The organism is Sphingobacterium sp. (assembly GCF_039596235.1).
Taxonomy (GTDB): Bacteria; Bacteroidota; Bacteroidia; order Sphingobacteriales; family Sphingobacteriaceae; genus Sphingobacterium.
The window spans coordinates 881,528-899,135 of sequence record NZ_JBCNKE010000001.1; the positions used below are offsets into that span (position 1 = coordinate 881,528).

The window sequence follows — 17,608 nt, forward strand, 5'->3', positions numbered from 1 at the left end:
AACATTTTTATTTTTTTAATGAGTCTATTTTTATTAATAACATTTTAATTACTATACTTTAAAAGCTATGCAAGTTGATGTGCTTTTGGGCTTACAATGGGGTGACGAGGGTAAAGGTAAAATCGTAGATGTATTTTGTCCAAAATACGATTTAATCGCTCGTTTCCAAGGCGGCCCTAACGCCGGACACACGTTGGAATTTGATAACAAAAAATTCGTGCTCAACACAATTCCATCTGGTATCTTCAATGAAGGTACACTAAATCTTATTGGTAATGGAGTCGTTATCGATCCGATTATCCTAAAAAGAGAATTAGACAACCTTAAGACAGCTGGTTTTGATCCGGTGGGTAAAGGCAATTTGGTATTAGCGCGCAAAGCACACCTTATTTTGCCGACACACCAATTATTGGACGCTGCTTCAGAATCGAAAATGGGTGCCGGTAAGATCGGATCTACGTTAAAAGGTATTGGTCCAACGTACATGGATAAAACTGGTAGAAACGGTTTACGTGTAGGTGATACAACACTTCCAGACTTTCAGGAGCGTTACCAAAAGTTGAAGGAAAAACACTTGAATATTCTTTCCCACTATGGAGAAATTCCTGATTTCAGTGAAAAAGAACAAGCGTTTTTGGAGGCAATTGAATTCATTAAAACCATTCCACATGTGGATTCAGAACACTTGGTGAATCAGTATCTGAAAGAAGGCAAACGTGTACTGGCTGAGGGCGCTCAGGGTACCCTGTTGGATGTGGATTTTGGTTCTTACCCATTTGTGACTTCTTCCAACACAACAACTGCTGGAGCTTGTACCGGTCTTGGTATTGCGCCAAACAAAATCGGTAAAGTATACGGAATTTTCAAAGCTTATGCAACCCGCGTGGGTGGAGGTCCCTTCCCTACTGAACTTCATGATGAGACTGGCGAGCGACTACGTCAGTTGGGGCATGAATTCGGAGCCACAACAGGCCGTGCACGCCGTACAGGGTGGATTGATATCCCTGCATTGAAGTATGCGATCATGTTGAATGGCGTGACTGACCTGATCATGATGAAAGCGGATGTATTGGATACCTTCGATAAGATCTACGCTTGTACACATTATAAATATAATGGTGAAGTGATCGATTATATGCCATATGAGATTATTACACATCAGGCAGAGCCAATTTTGGAAGAAATCCAGGGATGGAAACAAGATTTGACCGGTATCAGCTCTGAAGCTGAGATTCCTGAGGCTTTAAGTAATTATATTTCTTATTTAGAGAAAGCTCTCGAAGTTCCGATCACGATTTTGTCGGTAGGTCCAGATCGTAAACAAACATTGGCTTTATCAAAATAAAATATGCGGATCGAAAGTTTTGATCTTCTCGATTCCAAAGATAAATTTCATCAAAAAGCCCTGCACTGGTCAGGGCAATTTGATGAAATTTCTTTCTTTAATAGCAATGGGTCGCCAGACCAATGGGGACGATTTGAGAGTGTACTGGCAGTGAAAGCATTACATGCTTTTTGTGCGGATGATAATGTATTGGATCAACTGCAACAGTTCCTGAAAAAACATCAAAATGGTTTTGTTCCCGGATTTCTATCCTATGATCTCAAAAATGAGATTGAAGAATTACAGACCAGCGCAATAGATAAACTAGGGTTTCCGGCTGCTTATTTTTTTGTTCCAGCAATTACCGTGAGCATAACGGAAAGGCAGGTGCAGATTCAAGCGGATGATCCGGCTTCAGTCTACCAGTCCATCTGCGATACAATGATCCCGCAGGCAGATAAGAGTTTAGCTATTCGAATACAGGCGCGGTGGACGAAAGAAGAATATCTTAGTGCCTTTGATAAGGTACAACAGCATATTCAACGCGGTGATATTTATGAAGTAAATCTCTGTCAGGAATTCTTCGCTGAGAATGCAGATATTTCCCCAGTGGAGATCTATTTAAAATTGAATGCCGTATCACCTACTCCATTCAGCAACTTTTTCAGAGTTGGGCAGCATTTTGTCATGAGTGCTTCTCCGGAACGTTTTTTGGCAAAGAGAAAAGGCAAGTTGATCTCGCAACCTATTAAAGGTACCGCTAAAAGAGGTGTTACGAAACAGGAAGATCAGGATATCATCAATCGTATGCTCCAGTCACAGAAGGAGATTGCTGAAAATGTAATGATTGTGGATCTTGTCCGAAATGATTTGACACGAAGTGCCCTTCCCGGAACAGTGGAAGCTACACGATTGTTTGAAATCCAATCTTTTAAACAGGTACATCAGATGATATCGACAATTACCAGTATACAAGATCCAAAGGTGTCCAATATGGACGTATTTAGACATACATTTCCTGCGGGTTCCATGACAGGCGCTCCAAAGATTGCCGCTATGCGTATTTGCGATCAGATAGAAGACTCAAAAAGAGGTGTATATGCAGGCTCCATAGGCTATTTTGATACCTTACATGACGAATTTGATTTTAACGTCGTGATCCGTTCCCTCCTTTACAATCAGCAGGAACATTACCTGTCGTTTCATACAGGTGGTGCTGTTACCAACCAAGCATTAGGAGAACAGGAATATCAGGAATGTCTTTTAAAAGCTTCTGCAATTTTACAGGCCCTCAACAGCAAGTTGGAGCGATAAAACTATACTAATTTTATAGAGAATATTTTTTGCTTCAACTATTTTTTCGACCTTTGTGCATTGACAATGCAGATTCCCTATATTGATATTCATACACATCGATCCAATGCAATGCAGAATGGTTCTACCCTATCTGTTGTAAATATAGCATTGAACCACAATGAGACGATTATTGGGGAGGACTGTTCTATTGGTTTGCATCCCTGGTATATAAACGGCAATACAGAGGAAGCCTTAGCGTTGATGCAGACGATAATACAGGGAGCGAATGTGGTGGCAGTAGGTGAATGCGGTCTGGATAAAAATATTACTGTCCCTTTCGGTGTACAGCAGCAGGTTTTTGATCGGCAGATTCAATTGGCGATGACTTTTCATAAACCTTTGATAATTCATTGCGTTCGCGCCTTTCAGGAAGTTTTAGCTTCTTTGTTAAAAGCAAAATTTCATTTACCTGTTATCTTCCATGGTTATCGCAAGAATTGGGCCTTGGCCAAGCAGCTCATAGACAGGGGATTTCATCTTTCGATCGGAACGCATTGTTTGGATGGAAGTCAGGACGAAGTGCTAAGAAACATCCCGTTAGGGCATTTATTTTTGGAAACAGATACCTATACTGCAACTCAGGTTGCTACCCTATATCAATATGTCGCAAAAGTCCGATCTATTCCGATAGTGGTGCTCAAGCAGGCATTATATCATAATTATAAGATTGTATTAAAAAAATGAAAGATTTAAGTTGGCTGTCACGCACCGAAGCACTGGTTGGTAGAGCAGCTTTGGAAAAATTAGCGAATTCCCATGTGATGGTCCTTGGTCTGGGCGGTGTGGGATCCTTTGCGGCTGAATTTATCTGTCGTGCAGGGGTTGGTAAGATGACCATTATAGACGGTGATACGGTAGATCCATCCAATAGAAATAGACAGCTGCCAGCACTTGCAACAAACCATGGTGAAGCTAAGGCTGAAATCATGAGGCAACGCCTATTGGCTATTAATCCGGAATTAGATTTAACGGTCATTCAGGACTTTATTATTCCTGAAAAGATACCGGCTTTGTTGGATTTAGCACCAGACTACTGTGTGGAAGCCATCGATAGCATTACACCCAAATTATTCTTTATCAGGAGAGCGCTGGAAGCCAAAATACCCTTTGTAAGCTCAATGGGTGCTGGCGGTAAAGTTGATCCAACGAAAATAGAAATTGCAGATATCAGTAAATCCTACAACTGTAAATTGGCCCAGCATATTCGTAAGAAATTGCGTAAGCACGGCATCCGTGATGGTGTTAAAGTTGCTTTTTCTACGGAATTGCCCGATAAAAGTTCGCTGTTATATACCGATGGAAGTAATTTCAAAAAGTCAGCCTATGGAACAATGTCTTATCTACCTGCAGCATTTGGCGGAGCTATTGCCTCGGTAGCTATTCGGGATTTAATGGAAAATGTTTAAATTTGTAGCAAATAAACATATGTACACATAATAAAAGCTATGCATCAACAGATGCATAGCTTTTATATTTTAATAGGAATAAGAAAATTATCGACCAGTTACACCTTTCATATCAATTCCTTTGGGTTTGATATGTTCCAGTCTTTTCTTTAGCGAATCTATGTTTGTCTTTTCAATATTGCCTGTTGCAATAATAATTCCCTCCTTCACCTGCGCTGTGATGGTCGGGAAATCTTCCAGCACCCGATTGACATCCCGAGTGAGAGTAGAATCAACTGCTCCTTCCACTATCTCGTGATATTTTTCACGGGCGTCTTCGGGTTCAGGTAGATTTACCATAATATTGTTGTGGATGGATTTAATATTTTCACCGCCAGCGATCTTTGTTTTTTCTTCCACAACCTGTTTTAATGAGTCTGATCCCAGCTGCCCGTTCAAGGTCACATTACCTTCCTCCACATCCACTGCAATGCCCTGATTATCTGCTAAAGCTGCTTCAATTTTAGACTTTAGCTTATTATCGGATTCCGGTGAACGGCAAGCGTGAAAAAAAGGCAAAACACCAAATGAAAATATCAAAAGTAACCTGTTTAATTTCATCTTATTGTTTTATGTTCGTCTATATATTAGAAACAGTTATCAGCGCATATTGTTTACCTTCCCTCCATTTGGGTAATTTAATAAAGCTCGGATATGGTCTGATTTAATTTGTTAAAGAGGAAACTATCCCCTATTTTCTTTCCCAAAAGCAGCTGACCTATTGGCGACGCCACGGAGATAACAAAAATATTATTATCACCAATTTTTATGGCACCAATGCTTGAAGCGATAAAGTAGAATCCTACATTTGTTTTAACAAGACTGCCCAATTTGACAAAATCAGTTTTATCCGCTATTGTTGACGTAATATTTGTGAGCTGTATTAAATCTTTGTTTGCCTCAAGTAGCTGCCCCTGATACCGGTTGATGTCCTGTTGGATCATCTCACGCGAGGTTTCGTATTTATCTCCTGCGCTACTTTTTGTATCGTCATTACTTGAGTCCCGGGCAGTTTCCAATGCCGATTCGACCATTTCGATGCGATCGTTCGTCCGTTGGATTGCGATTTCTAAAAGTTTCTTTTTTATCTCGAAATAGCTATTTGTCATTCTGAAAAATAAGAAATATGTTTTATTCAAAAAAATATAAAAACAAAGGGCTTATGATCAATAGTATAGCGCAAATCATTCTATAAAAAAGATTTCTAGTATTGCAATAAAACAAAAAATGACTACATTTGTGCACTGAAACACGGAAAGGTGTCAGAGTGGTCGAATGAGCAGTCCTGGAAAGACTGTATACGGGATGACTGTATCGAGGGTTCGAATCCCTCCCTTTCCGCCAAATGATACAAATGCCACGAATAATCGCTATTCGTGGCATTTTTGTTTTTACTACTATAAAATACGCTCTGGAAGCGGCTTTAGCCTACAAGGTTCGAATCCCTTCCTCTCTGCAAAAAGCGATATTTTATACAAAATATCGCTTTTTTTACTTTAAGTCGATAAGGATAAAAACATAAAATGCCCGTAAATACAGTATTTGCAGGGCATTTTTTTTATTTCTATATCTCAAAAAATGCAGAAATACTCAAAAATAAAAAGCGTAAATCGTGGCAGTCCACAAATTCAAATAAAACTGCCACGATCATGTTGATAAAATATTGTATATCAACTAGTTAAATAGATTTACATCTTGTCTTGAAGAAGCCTCAGTCCGAACTTTGTATAACCATTTAAAATTTTTAGTATGTTAGAAAAAAGCTTTGGATTGCTGTTCTTTTTAAAGAAAACTGACAGCAGTGATGGATTAAAACGAAAATTGTATGGTAGAATTACTGTAAACGGTATTTCGAAGGAATTTTCAACAAAAAGGACCTGGTTTAAAGATCGGTGGGATCAGGGATCAAATAGAGCATCTGGAAATAAAGAAGATGCCAAAACGCTCAATTTATTTATTGATGCTCTAGTTGTAAAGGTATACGCTGTAAAAAAAGAACTAATAGCGTCTGGAGAAGATATTACTACTGAAAATATATTTCAGGTCCTTTTTGGCTCTACAAACGACCGTAAAATGGTCTTGGAAGTTTTTCTTGAGTACAACCAGAAAATGAGTCTACTAGAAAATAAGGATTATGCTGAAGGAACAATTAAAAGATATGAAACAGCATTAAGCCATACCAGGGAGTTTATAAAGTGGAAATATAAAAAAGACGATATGGAACTTAGAAAGTTGGATTATGATTTTGTTAAAGATTTTGATTTTTGGCTCAAAACTCATCGAGACTGCAACCAGAATACTACTTCAAAATATATTGCCAATTTTAAAACTGTAGTACTTCACTGTGTAAAATTGGGGTGGTTAAAGAAAGATCCATTTTATGGTTTTAAGTTAAAACATAAGGAAGTGGAAAAAGAGTTCTTATCGCCTAGTGAACTAGAAAGATTATTAAATCAAAAATTTGAAACAGTAAGACTAGGATTAGTACGGGACATATTTGCCTTTTCATGTTTTACTGGAATGGCTTATATTGATGTTTACAGATTAAGGAAAGACCAAATTTATGTAGGTGTGGATAAGCTGAAATGGATTTCATACAAGCGAAAGAAAACAGATAGTTTAGCAAGAATTCCAATTTTACCTCCTGCAATGACTATAATAAATAAATATAAAAACTCAACCATTTCTGAAGTTAATCCTAAGGTATTCCCTTGCATTTCAAATCAAAAAATGAACGCATACCTTAAAGAGATCGCAGACATCTGCAGGATCAATAAAGAGTTAACTTTTCATATGGCCCGTCATACTTTTGCAACAACGGTCACTCTTACAAATGGGATTCCGTTGGAAACAGTTTCACGTATGCTAGGACACAAATCTATAAAACAAACACAGCATTACGCAAAAATTGTAGACACCAAGATTAGTAATGATATGCATATTCTAAAAAAGAAATATTCAAAGGTTGAATCAACGAATTAGTTTCGGATCTAATGGCTTACCTACATATATATAAAAGCCCAGCAAATGCTGGGCTTTTATATATATGTAGGTATAGAATAATTGAACTCCAGTTCTTTTTTGATATTCGAACAAAAATCTATTGTAACAATTGCAACTCTTACCTTTCAAGGATGGTAGTTCCTTGAGCATCGAGGTCTTTAGATTTTCTAATTTTCAGCCTTAAAATCGACATAAAATTTTTTGATAACCTTTGCCTCATGTTTAAATCCTTCCTTAATTAAAAAATCAATCAATTCGTTTCCATTTAAAATAGTCGATGGTAATTTTGAAGGTTTGAATTTGCTCTTGTTCATTTGGTTAATAAAATCTTTGGATTCTGAATGATAATCCCCTGTTGTAATAAATAGAGCTTTAATATTAGAATTATCAAGGAAACGATTCGAAACATATTCTCTTTGTGCTAATGGAACCGAGGATTTAAAAAAATATTTTAATGTTCCCTTTTTTTGACTATCGCCTAAGTTTATATAAGAATTTCCTGCATAACCTTTTAATTCAACAAGTAAAATTTCTTCGGGCCGAATAGAGTCAATTAATAAATCATATTCTCTAGTAATTTTAGAATCCTTTAAAATATAACCGGGAATTATAATTGATGAAGAATATATTTTTGAAAGTACAATATTCATTAACGCTTCAAATAACGCACCTCTAACTGCTTTTAATTGATCATTCAGCCCATTATTATTTATTTCATTTAGTGCTTTAGAAATTCTTTCACTCTGTTTTTCTTCAATGTCGATTGTAGAATTACTTATACTATCAATTAACTTTAAAATATTGTTTCCATATATTTTTTCTAAACTAATTGTGAGAAAGCCAAGTTTTCTAGCTGCAGAGTATGCATGTTTGGAAATTTTTACAAAAACTATCACAGCTAAGGCTTTTCTTTTATTTGTTTTTGTTGAATTTATATGAACATTAATTCTTGACAAAAAAGCGTCTAAATCAATCTTGCTATATTCTCTTGAAATTACAACATCAATAGGTATAAAGGTCTGTTTTTCATTATTTTCAGGTTGATTATTAAAATCTCCAGTAAATCCCCTTATGTTAGAGTAGCTATAAGCATCCCAAAACAAATTATTATGTTCAACTCCGAAAGTAGGCTTTGAGGTGGAACGATAAAAGCCTCTAAAATTACTCAATCCTAAGTCAAAAATCCATCTGGATATGTCGGCCACAAATAAAGCATCGATCCTTATATCATTGTAGTGCTTTTTGATTAATTGCATGTATAAATTTTCATCATCGCCTCCATTACTATTAATTTTTAACAAAATATAAAGGTTACCGATTTCATCCATTTTTTCAATTAAAAATCCTAAATCAACTAATGGTGATATTATTTCTTTAACATGATTAATTTTTGATGAATTTTTTACGCTTGGAGACGCAGTTATTTTAAGTGCTTCAAAATATGATGAAATTCCACCATTAATTATTAGAAGTCTTAGTAAACGATACAGTGGAGGTCTTGTATTTTCACTAGCCTCTATAATTTTTTCGAGAGTTAATTTATTACTAAAAGAATAATATAAAAACTGACCTTTACCAAACGTTAATGGTGCACTCGATTTAAATAGTCCGGCCTCTACAGCGCGTTGCAAAATTTTTCTTGCGTTCATTTTTGTAACACCAAAATTGTATACCAATTGATTAACAATTTCACCTCCTAACATTCCATTTGACTTTATAAATAAGCCATGTAGAAATTTATTGTATTCATTCATTGTTTACTAATTGTCACACTGCCCTTAATATTTTATTTTGTATATATTATTTAGGCGGCCGGTAAAAAAATTTAAAACTGATTTGCTGAAAATTCTAAAATGCTAATAATCAAATTTTTGTAAATTATTTTTATATAAATATTATTATTTGTTTAAATCATTTATTGCTAAAACCGTCACAACCTATTTTATCAAACGTCTTACACCATTATTTATACTACGAACTTTACATCCCATAGATTAACATTTGGTTTGCCTAAAAAGGAGGATTCATATCTTGATTTCTCTATAGCAAATCCTAATAAGTGAGTGGGTCTCGAAAAACCTACATAAGTCATTTTTAGTGATTGTTTAACAAAATCATGTGCGTTTACATCAAGAGGGATGCCACAAAGTTGCTCTGCAATTCTTGTTGACTCGTATTGACCTTTTTTTTCAACATTTTTTTGATAAAAGCTTTCCATATATAAAGTGCAAGTATGGGTTTGACCTTTTACACCATGAACTGTTGCAAGTTCAATTGATACATTATCATCTCTGTACCAATTTGATATTTCAATACTTTCTTTGCCAATTTTTGAATTTGTTGGTTTACCACTTGATGAAAGAAACAGGGTTGATTTACTAGTAACAGTTTTATTAAATAGCTGTAAAATCAGATGAATAAAGCTTACTAATTCTCTTTTAGCATTGTTAGTTTGTTGCTGAATGATTAATCGGCAAATTTGATATATCCTAAATTTATAGTTTTCATAATAAGCATTGTGCTCCCTTTTTATAAAATCAATTAGTGAACTTTTTGTAAATGATCTAGAGTTGAATGGATTTTCTATTTTTTCTAAGCGTAATACCTTAATTATTGCATTTAAAATACTTTTCCTAATTGATGCCATAGTTCTATCATTTACATCATATAAAAAAAGATAATCCTCAACAGAATTATAGCTAATCTTTGGTTTAGTTAAAATTTTAGAAAAAGAGGAATGGTAAGAGTTCAGTTTTATCATTTCAGGCTTGTCCCCTGACCTACTTGTAGTCCAAGAAATAGCTTTATAAATATTCTTGTCACTTTTAGGTATTTTTCCAATATCAATTAATCTTTTTATTTCCTCTGCAAACGCTGGAACAACCTTCGAAATGTTGTTTGTTTCGTAAACAAATAACACAGGTTTAATTTCGATGGAAGATCCATCAGCATTAACCCTTAATCCTTGGACAGAAATAGGATTCAATGCAAGCCTTTGGACTACTAAAGCTGTATTATTGTGTAATCGGTGGCTGCCATTTATTTCTTTTACATTTCTTTCTACCCATATATTATTCATTAAAGATTCAGGATTAAAAATGGCTTGATTCTTGTCCCCAATTCGCTGAAAACAAACTTCATCAGAATTAGCAAACAATGTCTCAAGAAGGTCATATTGGTGCTTGTCCATATCTTGCATTTCGTCCACAAAAACGAAACTAAAACGCTTCTTAATAATACTTGTAATTCCTGGAAACTTGTTTAGGTATTCTTCAGCTAGAATGTATGCATCATCAAAACACAGGAAACCAGATTCCCTTAGATCCTTTTTGATTTTTAATACTTTTTGAAACGTATCAGTCGAGTTTTTGAATGGAAAGCCTTCATCTGATAAACCTAACTTAAGATCATCAAATCCTCTAATCCTATAATCAAATAAAATTTTATGAGAATCTGATCGCCTATTCAAAAATGATCTTAATTTGAAATCAGGAAAATGATTTTCATTATAAATATCGTCATCAATGCGGATAGGGGATTTCTTATACAAGATTTTATAGTAAGGTACTGCTAAGAACATATCAACAAAGCCTTGAATGGTTCCAATAAAGTTTGGGTAAGAAAAAAGTCTCGGACATAAATGTCCAATTTTTTCTTTTATCTCATCTACAGCAGCATTAGTATGTGAAATTACTAGAATTCCAGAATTGCCCACTAAAGGTAAATGTTGTTCAAGTGATAAAAGTTTTGCTAACAAGGCGGTGGTTTTCCCACTTCCTGGCACAGCATGCAAATCATGAGTTGAAAGGTCCTTTATAAAGCTAACCCTTTGAAGATCAAACCTCAGACCTTTTAGCAATACTTCTTCAGCGATTTTTATTTGATCATCTGTAATACTAATTTCCTGTTGCATGTTTTATTGCTTTTATTATGTATTCAATAGAATCACCGGTGCCCAATGCATCTTTAATATTTTTTAACGGTGGATTTCTACTTTCAGGATCTGTAAGTAAATAGTTTTTTACCTTATTACGTAATCTATATGCAATCTCAACTTTATCCAGGGACTTGTTTATTAGTTTCTTGGATAACTCTTTTTCGAAATTAGTGTCCCAGTCAGTTTTAGTGTGAATTTCCTTTACACATTCCTGAAAGAGAGTATTCATTGAGGAAGATTTGTACAAACAATACTCTAATGTCCAGTCTTGAGCTATGAAATATTGAACATTTCCAATAGATTTATCAATTCGTTTAATTTTTTCAGCTGTTTCTTTATTGACTGTTGTTGAATTAATCAAAATATAGTCATAAGTTGGCCTATTTTTTTTAGTAAATGTTGGCGTACCATCGGTCCCTAGAACAAGTTCTTTAGAATAAGTCCGTATATCAACATCCGTAATAACGGATACTGGAATTTCCATTAAAGGTGCTCTTTTCCTTTGGAAAATTTTGGCAAAATTTAAATATGCAGTACTTCCAACATTAATTACAGAAACTCCATATTCGGTTAAATTAATACCAATTACATTGGCGATTTCAGGAACCAAAATTTCTTCTGCCCAACCTTCAACAAGTATTACTCCTCTAGAAAAAAATAGGTTCGCTTTTGTTGTATCCAGAAAAATTTCAAGGTATTTATAGTCATCTTCTTTTAAAAGCGTTAACCCCTTTCCCATTGGGAAAACATTTCCATTACTACATAATATTAATTGTTCAAGAGGGATTTTGGATCCAATATTTGGACTATGAGTCGTAAAAATTAATTGGATATCATTTGAATACGATAATAATGTATCTACTACTTGCATCTGTACCTGGGGGTGTAGATGCGCTTCAATTTCTTCTATTAGTCCAAGTCGAACTCCATTCCAATCGTCCTTTTTTAAGTGTAATAATTCTGATGCTATACAAAGAAGATTATGACTTCCAAGTCCGAGGTTATATGCATCTTGAAATAAAAGAGAAAGTGATTCCAAAATGTTTTTAAGATCGGCGGATGTCATCCTAAACTCAGTTGTACGTTTGGAGAACTGCTCCAAGTAACTATCCATAACTTCTTTTATTTCCTTGCCTAATTGCAACTCGGGAGGAAGATCATTGCCTGATGAATCTTTTCCTTTAAAATACTCCGTTACACCTTTATTTAACTCTAGTGCCAACTCCATTAATTTATGTGAAGTTTTGTCCTTAAATGCTTTGTGTGAATATAAAATTTGAGACAACCTTGAGTTTCTTTTAGGCGACAATTCACTTTTAGCATCCCTTAAGGGCCTCAAGTAGGTAGCCTTAAGCATCTCTTTCGCCTCTGATGTTAAAATATGACTAGTCGGATAGCTCCCCCCCTTTACGTCAGCTGGAATTATTTTTCCATCTCGGCGCATTACATCAAGACTTACAGACAATAATGGGCCACTTTTTCCATTTATCGTCACCCAATCTAACCATTCTGTGAAATGTTTGGCTTCATCATCTTCCATTCCTAGAAATGTGCATTCAATTCTCAAATGTTCAGATCCAATGAAGAAATCCTCTTCTTCAACTTTAATCCATTCTCCACTGTGGGTTTTTAAAAGAAGCTTAATGGAATCAATTATCCCGGTCTTTCCCGAATCGTTTTCCCCTATAAGTACATTCATTCCGGAATTAAAATCAAGATTTAGGTCGGGCTTTTCTATATCAAAACTACCATCCTTTCCGAATTTTCTAAAGTTCCAAAGTTTTAAATTTGATAAGTGCATGTTAATAATTTAGCTATGACAATATATTGAAAATAAAATTAAACAACAATGTTGTGAATAATATTATAGTTTAAACAGCATAATTATATTAAATAATTCTTTGCAACTCTGCATTTACAATTTCCCTGACCTCATCCCTAATAGCCTGGTAATTGCGTTGGACAATCACAGGATCAATTTTACGTATTATAGGAATGGGTAAATAGGCTTCCGTTTCAGCTTTTATAGCAGTATGGTCATTCTGAATTGAACAATGAAATGACTTTAGCTCAATTCTTTCTTCTGGGTTATCGGCTACGGTTCCAACAAACTCTCCACTGCTTAAGGCCGATATTCTGGAAGCCGGAACAGCAGCTTCCAATTGCTTACTTTTGCTTATCGAGGTATCATTACGGTTGATGGAAAGGCTCTGCCGGTCTTGCATAATCCGGCCAATCCTATCGGATAAAAGCTTTGCGGTGTCTCCTGTAACCTGACCTGAAATGATGTTTCCAACAATACCCATAATAACATCGGCCTGCTCCTTTCCATAATCTTTCCTAAGCTGGGTGATGTCCTGGATTGCCAAAAACGTGGCAACTTTATTACTACGGGCGGTAGCGATAAGACTATCAATATCACTAAGATAAATGGTAGGAAATTCATCAAATAATAGGCTTGATTTCAGCTTATCCTTTTGGTTTACGATCTTAATCAGCCTGTTTACATACAAGGATAATACGGCCCCATACGTCTTAATTTTTTGAGGATTATTGCCCATACAAACAACTTTAGGTGCAGCCGGATCATTTATATTTAGCGTAAAATCATTACCTGAAAGCACGTAGTATAACTGTGGCGAAGATAGCCTCGCTAAAGCAATTTTTGCAGAGGCGATCTGCCCTTCCAATTGTTCCATTGCTCCGTTCTTGTAAGCCGTTTGGAATGGATTAATCAAAATCTGAATCTCAGGTTGGGTGGCCAAAAGAGGGAACAATTCATCATATTCAACCTGCATTAACTCCAATACATGGGGAAGAGTACAGTATGCACCATCCTGATATTTACGCATAAACCATATCAGTGCTGTTAAGAAATTAATTGGTGACTCGATAAAAAAATCGCCCTGTTTACTAATCCACGACTTGTTTAACCCAAGCAAAATAGTCCGTGCGGACTCTGCAGCATCGGTGATATCAACAATACCAATCGGGTCTAATGGATTACATCGGTGTGATCTTGAAAGGTCATCAAAATTGATAAAGTAGCATTCACTTTGAGCAGGGTATTTATCCTTGTTTTTTAACCATGTATTATATGCAATGACGGAAAGATCAGGCATTTTAAAGTCATAAACGAACATCGTGAATCCTTTCTTTATATGCTGTGTGATGACATGGCGCATAAAGAAGTAGCTCTTTCCTGCACCTGGGGTGCCCAGGTTTAATACTCCGCGATAGGGATTGATGATATTGATATATGAGTTCCTCACCTTCCCTTTCAGCTTATATTTCGCAGGAAGATTAATGGAATGCTCGTTTTGAATTAACCGCTCTTCCTGGGGGAAGGTCTCATTAGCTTCATTAAAGATATCGTCAGCCAGGGAGTCCATTATTATCCTTGAAGCATAGGTGCCGCCGGTGATAAACAACATCACTCCTATCACCGTAATTACAATATATAATATTGCCGCGATATCGCTAGGGCATGGAATAAGAAACAAAACATACCCGATAAAATAAGTAATTAGGCCTGGGATCAGGTATTTTAAAGTGGTCTTTACCGTGATGTTTTCACTTTTTTTACCCTTCACGCCGATCAAAGAAAGGCATAAAAATGTAAGTGCAATTAACTTTGATTTATGAAAGGATGTAAATAATCCAACCTTATAAATGTTGATCAAAACTTTATCTACAAATGGCCAGCTAAGACCAATTACCTTAAACCGGCCATATAAGTAATAATAAAAGTGAAGGACCAAAATAAAGATGGCGATCCACCTGGTCATGTCCATAATCTTCCTCAATCCTTGTTCGTTCTCTCCTGTAGACATAATAAATATATTTAAAGTGTTCTATTTTTTTCTCTTTTTCTTCCTCTTCTTCCATTCATATGGAACATTTGATGCGGCATATTCATATTGCATCAGTAACTCCAAGGCTGACTTTTCATCAAGCCTGTAATATGGCGAAGCGCTATTGTTTTCATTCCTAAATTCAGTTGTATTTCCTTTTCCAATAGCATTGGTCTTTTCAAATCCAGTATCAGGATTTATAATCTTTGGCAGGTGAATACGTTCCATAATTGCATTCGCACTATACTCTTTTCCTAGCGTGCTCCCATTAAATACGGCTTTTGATTTCAAGTCAATATAAGTTAGTCCATAGATAACCCCATCCTCATTTACCCTTGGAACTAACCTGATATCCATACTCTTTAAACGGTCCTGGAACTCCTTTAAGCTGGCGCATTTTTTGAATTTTAGGGTAATATCAATCTTACTTTTTAGCAAATCCTTGTACTTTGAACGGGCAACATCATTGGCTAAAAAACGCTTTTCAAGGTTGGGCAGAGTAGGCTTATCAGCAAACAAACTAGCCTTTATCGGAACGCCTATACACTGTCCATCATGATCTAGTACCCTATACACTAAGCCTTTATTTTGTTCTATTCTTGATCCATTATTTCCTTGCTCTGCCTTGACATTATATAGTCCAAGCACTGCATTTAGTTCAGCCAGAGAACTATATTTATAGAAAGGAATAACAGCACTTAGCACCTTTGAAATGGCCTGTTTGGTTGCCACTTTTCCATATTGAATCTTTGACGCATCCAGTGGATTAATAGTTGAAGTTCTAGTATTCTGCTGTTCCGCTTTGATCAAGCCATACCTGTTTTCCAACTCTTTGCGTACCGGCTCAGACTTTAGCTTGCCAATTTGATGCAATGAAATTCGGGATTTATCCAGGCCGATATTCGTGGTTACAATATGGCAATGCGGATGGCCGCTATCAAAATGACGATATAACAGATAAGGTTGGTTGCCAAAACCAATCCCCTCCATATAATCCCTGGCAATTTGTTCCATTTGTTCATTGGATAGCTCCTCGTCCGGGGAGAAGTTAAGGGAGATATGCACGGAATTGACCTTGACATCAGGTCTGAGGGCTATCTGCTTTTCTAGTAATATGACGGCTTTATCCCGGTCGGTATCCAATTTAAGCAACATATTTTCTGCGGCCAACAGGTAGGCTTCCCCCTCCTTAACCTTATTGTCATTATAGTGGAAAGGCTTACGGATGTTCGAGCTACATTTTATTCTTGCAACCATTTTTGGGCAGTTTTATCCAAGCATTCTTTTAAAGTTATGGTCGCATCCAGTATATGCTGGCGCTCATTTAAATAGGTCTGCATCCAGGCTTTTATTTCAGGAATTCTATCAATGGTATGGAGTCTTTTTACCATCTGATTGTAGTTGTTCCCTATTCCATTCAGGTCTTTTTGAAGCAGAGAAAGCGTTACAATTACCTCACGCAAAGACTCACTTTGAACCGATTTTATCATCGGTTTACCTGCTAAAATCTTCCTGATATAGGCACTCAGGTTTCGTTCGGTGGTCTTTTTTTGGCGGCTGATCAAGGTATCATATTCTGCTTCTTCGAGCCTTACAAAGATCATTTTGGTCTTATTATTTCTTTTTTCTTTCATCACAATATCCGTTTCACAAATACAATAATCTATGCCCCACGACTTCGGAGTTAAGGGGGCAAATTTCTCCGTTGTCTGACAACGGTACATCTTGCCGGTTCCGGGATAAAACAGGGAACCCCGAAAATCACATTAGTACCAGATAAAATAGCGAATTGGAATTAAGGAGGAGTCCAGGTCTTAATTTCCTGGACGCATAGATATTCATTCAAATCATTAAAACCTTCATATCGGATTCTATTATCTTTCGCTTTTGGGAGTTCCAATTTTATTAAAGAGGTTGCCCTATCTCCCGCTGGATCATTATCCAAATAGAGGTCTACAGAATGATAGGTATGTAAAACTGGGAGGGCTTGAGCAACCATTGTGGTACTGTTCAAAATAAGGAAGTCGGAGGATAGGGATTTTCCAGCTAATGCATTGATCTGTAGAAAAGAGAGGAAGTCCATAAATCCTTCAAACACCTGGATGGCATCTGAACCATAACTTAGGTTAGTTAGAAATTTTGGAGCAGCACTTCCCTTAAAGTGTTTTGATCTGATCTCCCAGCCACCATTATTATTTTGAAATCCGATACCATAGAATTGCCTGCCTGAATTAGTGTAGTTAACTTCCTTTAAATAAACGCTAGCAACTTCATAAGAGATCATCCGTGAAGCGAGATACCTTATCAGAGAAATAGTACTTAGGTTTCGAACGTCATTGACTAATAAAACTGGTTCTTTAGGGAACGGCAGAATAACCTTGTCCATATCATTGTAAGGAACCTGTCTCCCCCCCAAATAAGAATTTAAAAAATCCGAAATACTGCAATGGTAATAACGGATTCCAAAATCAATTATAGACCCACCTATTCCCTCTCCAAAGTCATACCATCGGTTCATTGTCCGGTTAACTTTAAAAGATGGTGTTCGTTCTATTCTAAATGGAGAATGGTACCAATACTGATTTGCTTTAATCTTTGTTGGTTCATAGCCTAAGGTGGAGAGGTATGATACCAAATCTATTTCTTTGGCCTGTCTGCAGGTTACATTTTCTTTCATATCCTTCAAAAT

At 36.1% G+C, this 17,608-nt stretch carries 14 protein-coding genes and 1 tRNA gene; 6 read left to right on the forward strand and 9 right to left on the reverse strand.

Annotated elements, in window-relative coordinates; genetic code table 11:
• The first annotated feature begins 67 nt into the window (after positions 1 to 67).
• The 4 genes from ABDW32_RS03810 to ABDW32_RS03825 all read left to right on the forward strand — a co-directional run bounded on the left by ABDW32_RS03810 (position 68) and on the right by ABDW32_RS03825 (position 4,086).
• Entirely contained in the window at positions 68 to 1,345 is a 1,278-nt protein-coding gene (locus ABDW32_RS03810) for an adenylosuccinate synthase (RefSeq protein ID WP_343559529.1), read from the forward strand.
• Positions 1,346 to 1,348: 3 nt separating this feature from the next.
• Positions 1,349 to 2,638 carry an anthranilate synthase component I family protein gene (locus ABDW32_RS03815; RefSeq protein ID WP_343559531.1) on the forward strand — a complete coding sequence of 430 codons (1,290 nt, stop codon included), beginning with the start codon at positions 1,349 to 1,351 and terminating at the stop codon, positions 2,636 to 2,638.
• 66 nt (positions 2,639 to 2,704) lie between these two features.
• Complete coding sequence (locus tag ABDW32_RS03820) at positions 2,705 to 3,364, forward strand: TatD family hydrolase (RefSeq protein ID WP_343559534.1); 660 nt, start codon at positions 2,705 to 2,707, stop codon at positions 3,362 to 3,364.
• Positions 3,361 to 4,086, forward strand: coding sequence for a tRNA threonylcarbamoyladenosine dehydratase (locus ABDW32_RS03825; protein WP_343559535.1), 726 nt, complete (start codon positions 3,361 to 3,363; stop codon positions 4,084 to 4,086). The genes ABDW32_RS03820 and ABDW32_RS03825 overlap by 4 nt, the downstream gene beginning before the upstream one ends.
• An 87-nt stretch (positions 4,087 to 4,173) precedes the next feature.
• On the opposite strand, the gene ABDW32_RS03830 is transcribed toward ABDW32_RS03825, so the two are convergent.
• Together ABDW32_RS03830 and ABDW32_RS03835 are read right to left on the reverse strand one after the other, a co-directional pair.
• Positions 4,174 to 4,686 (reverse strand): BON domain-containing protein, encoded by a 513-nt coding sequence (locus ABDW32_RS03830; protein WP_343559537.1) that lies wholly within the window; start codon positions 4,684 to 4,686, stop codon positions 4,174 to 4,176.
• Positions 4,687 to 4,763: 77 nt separating this feature from the next.
• Positions 4,764 to 5,234 (reverse strand): 3-oxoacyl-ACP synthase, encoded by a 471-nt coding sequence (locus ABDW32_RS03835; protein ID WP_343559540.1) that lies wholly within the window; start codon positions 5,232 to 5,234, stop codon positions 4,764 to 4,766.
• Between the two features lie 144 nt (positions 5,235 to 5,378).
• Between ABDW32_RS03835 and ABDW32_RS03840 the strand changes: the two genes are divergently transcribed.
• A tRNA-Ser gene (locus ABDW32_RS03840) sits at positions 5,379 to 5,469 on the forward strand.
• A 405-nt stretch (positions 5,470 to 5,874) separates the two neighbouring features.
• Positions 5,875 to 7,107, forward strand: a complete 1,233-nt coding sequence (locus ABDW32_RS03845) for a site-specific integrase (protein ID WP_343559542.1) — start codon at positions 5,875 to 5,877, stop codon at positions 7,105 to 7,107.
• 188 nt (positions 7,108 to 7,295) lie between these two features.
• Here ABDW32_RS03845 and ABDW32_RS03850 read toward each other — a convergent pair whose 3' ends face one another.
• The 7 genes from ABDW32_RS03850 to ABDW32_RS03880 all read right to left on the reverse strand — a co-directional run bounded on the left by ABDW32_RS03850 (position 7,296) and on the right by ABDW32_RS03880 (position 17,596).
• Positions 7,296 to 8,882, reverse strand: coding sequence for a hypothetical protein (locus ABDW32_RS03850; RefSeq protein ID WP_343559545.1), 1,587 nt, complete (start codon positions 8,880 to 8,882; stop codon positions 7,296 to 7,298).
• A gap of 212 nt (positions 8,883 to 9,094) precedes the next feature.
• Positions 9,095 to 11,041: a UvrD-helicase domain-containing protein gene (locus ABDW32_RS03855; protein ID WP_343559547.1), complete on the reverse strand. Its 1,947-nt coding sequence runs from the start codon at positions 11,039 to 11,041 to the stop codon at positions 9,095 to 9,097.
• Positions 11,025 to 12,866: an AAA family ATPase gene (locus tag ABDW32_RS03860; protein ID WP_343559550.1), complete on the reverse strand. Its 1,842-nt coding sequence runs from the start codon at positions 12,864 to 12,866 to the stop codon at positions 11,025 to 11,027. Before ABDW32_RS03860 ends, ABDW32_RS03855 begins: the two co-directional genes overlap by 17 nt.
• A gap of 88 nt (positions 12,867 to 12,954) precedes the next feature.
• The gene (mobC, locus tag ABDW32_RS03865; protein ID WP_343559553.1) at positions 12,955 to 14,898 is read right to left on the reverse strand and encodes a conjugal transfer protein MobC; all 1,944 of its coding nucleotides are present in this window, start codon (positions 14,896 to 14,898) and stop codon (positions 12,955 to 12,957) included.
• 21 nt (positions 14,899 to 14,919) lie between these two features.
• Positions 14,920 to 16,176: a relaxase/mobilization nuclease domain-containing protein gene (locus ABDW32_RS03870; RefSeq protein WP_343559555.1), complete on the reverse strand. Its 1,257-nt coding sequence runs from the start codon at positions 16,174 to 16,176 to the stop codon at positions 14,920 to 14,922.
• On the reverse strand, positions 16,161 to 16,553 hold the full coding sequence (locus ABDW32_RS03875; protein WP_343559558.1) for a plasmid mobilization relaxosome protein MobC: 393 nt from the start codon (positions 16,551 to 16,553) through the stop codon (positions 16,161 to 16,163). The genes ABDW32_RS03870 and ABDW32_RS03875 overlap by 16 nt, the downstream gene beginning before the upstream one ends.
• A gap of 161 nt (positions 16,554 to 16,714) precedes the next feature.
• A complete protein-coding gene (locus ABDW32_RS03880; protein ID WP_343559560.1) occupies positions 16,715 to 17,596 on the reverse strand; it encodes a toprim domain-containing protein in 882 nt (293 codons plus the stop codon).
• Between the last annotated feature and the right edge of the window lie 12 nt (positions 17,597 to 17,608).

Bases quoted from the DNA above. Each gene is read 5' to 3' on its own strand.
- ABDW32_RS03810 (WP_343559529.1), top strand. From the start codon at position 68: ATGCAAGTTGATGTGCTTTTGGGCTTACAATGGGGTGACGAGGGTAAA.
- ABDW32_RS03815 (WP_343559531.1), top strand. From the start codon at position 1,349: ATGCGGATCGAAAGTTTTGATCTTCTCGATTCCAAAGATAAATTTCAT.
- ABDW32_RS03820 (WP_343559534.1), top strand. From the start codon at position 2,705: ATGCAGATTCCCTATATTGATATTCATACACATCGATCCAATGCAATG.
- ABDW32_RS03825 (WP_343559535.1), top strand. From the start codon at position 3,361: ATGAAAGATTTAAGTTGGCTGTCACGCACCGAAGCACTGGTTGGTAGA.
- ABDW32_RS03830 (WP_343559537.1), bottom strand. From the start codon at position 4,686: ATGAAATTAAACAGGTTACTTTTGATATTTTCATTTGGTGTTTTGCCT.
- ABDW32_RS03835 (WP_343559540.1), bottom strand. From the start codon at position 5,234: ATGACAAATAGCTATTTCGAGATAAAAAAGAAACTTTTAGAAATCGCA.
- ABDW32_RS03845 (WP_343559542.1), top strand. From the start codon at position 5,875: ATGTTAGAAAAAAGCTTTGGATTGCTGTTCTTTTTAAAGAAAACTGAC.
- ABDW32_RS03850 (WP_343559545.1), bottom strand. From the start codon at position 8,882: ATGAATGAATACAATAAATTTCTACATGGCTTATTTATAAAGTCAAAT.
- ABDW32_RS03855 (WP_343559547.1), bottom strand. From the start codon at position 11,041: ATGCAACAGGAAATTAGTATTACAGATGATCAAATAAAAATCGCTGAA.
- ABDW32_RS03860 (WP_343559550.1), bottom strand. From the start codon at position 12,866: ATGCACTTATCAAATTTAAAACTTTGGAACTTTAGAAAATTCGGAAAG.
- mobC (WP_343559553.1), bottom strand. From the start codon at position 14,898: ATGTCTACAGGAGAGAACGAACAAGGATTGAGGAAGATTATGGACATG.
- ABDW32_RS03870 (WP_343559555.1), bottom strand. From the start codon at position 16,176: ATGGTTGCAAGAATAAAATGTAGCTCGAACATCCGTAAGCCTTTCCAC.
- ABDW32_RS03875 (WP_343559558.1), bottom strand. From the start codon at position 16,553: ATGAAAGAAAAAAGAAATAATAAGACCAAAATGATCTTTGTAAGGCTC.
- ABDW32_RS03880 (WP_343559560.1), bottom strand. From the start codon at position 17,596: ATGAAAGAAAATGTAACCTGCAGACAGGCCAAAGAAATAGATTTGGTA.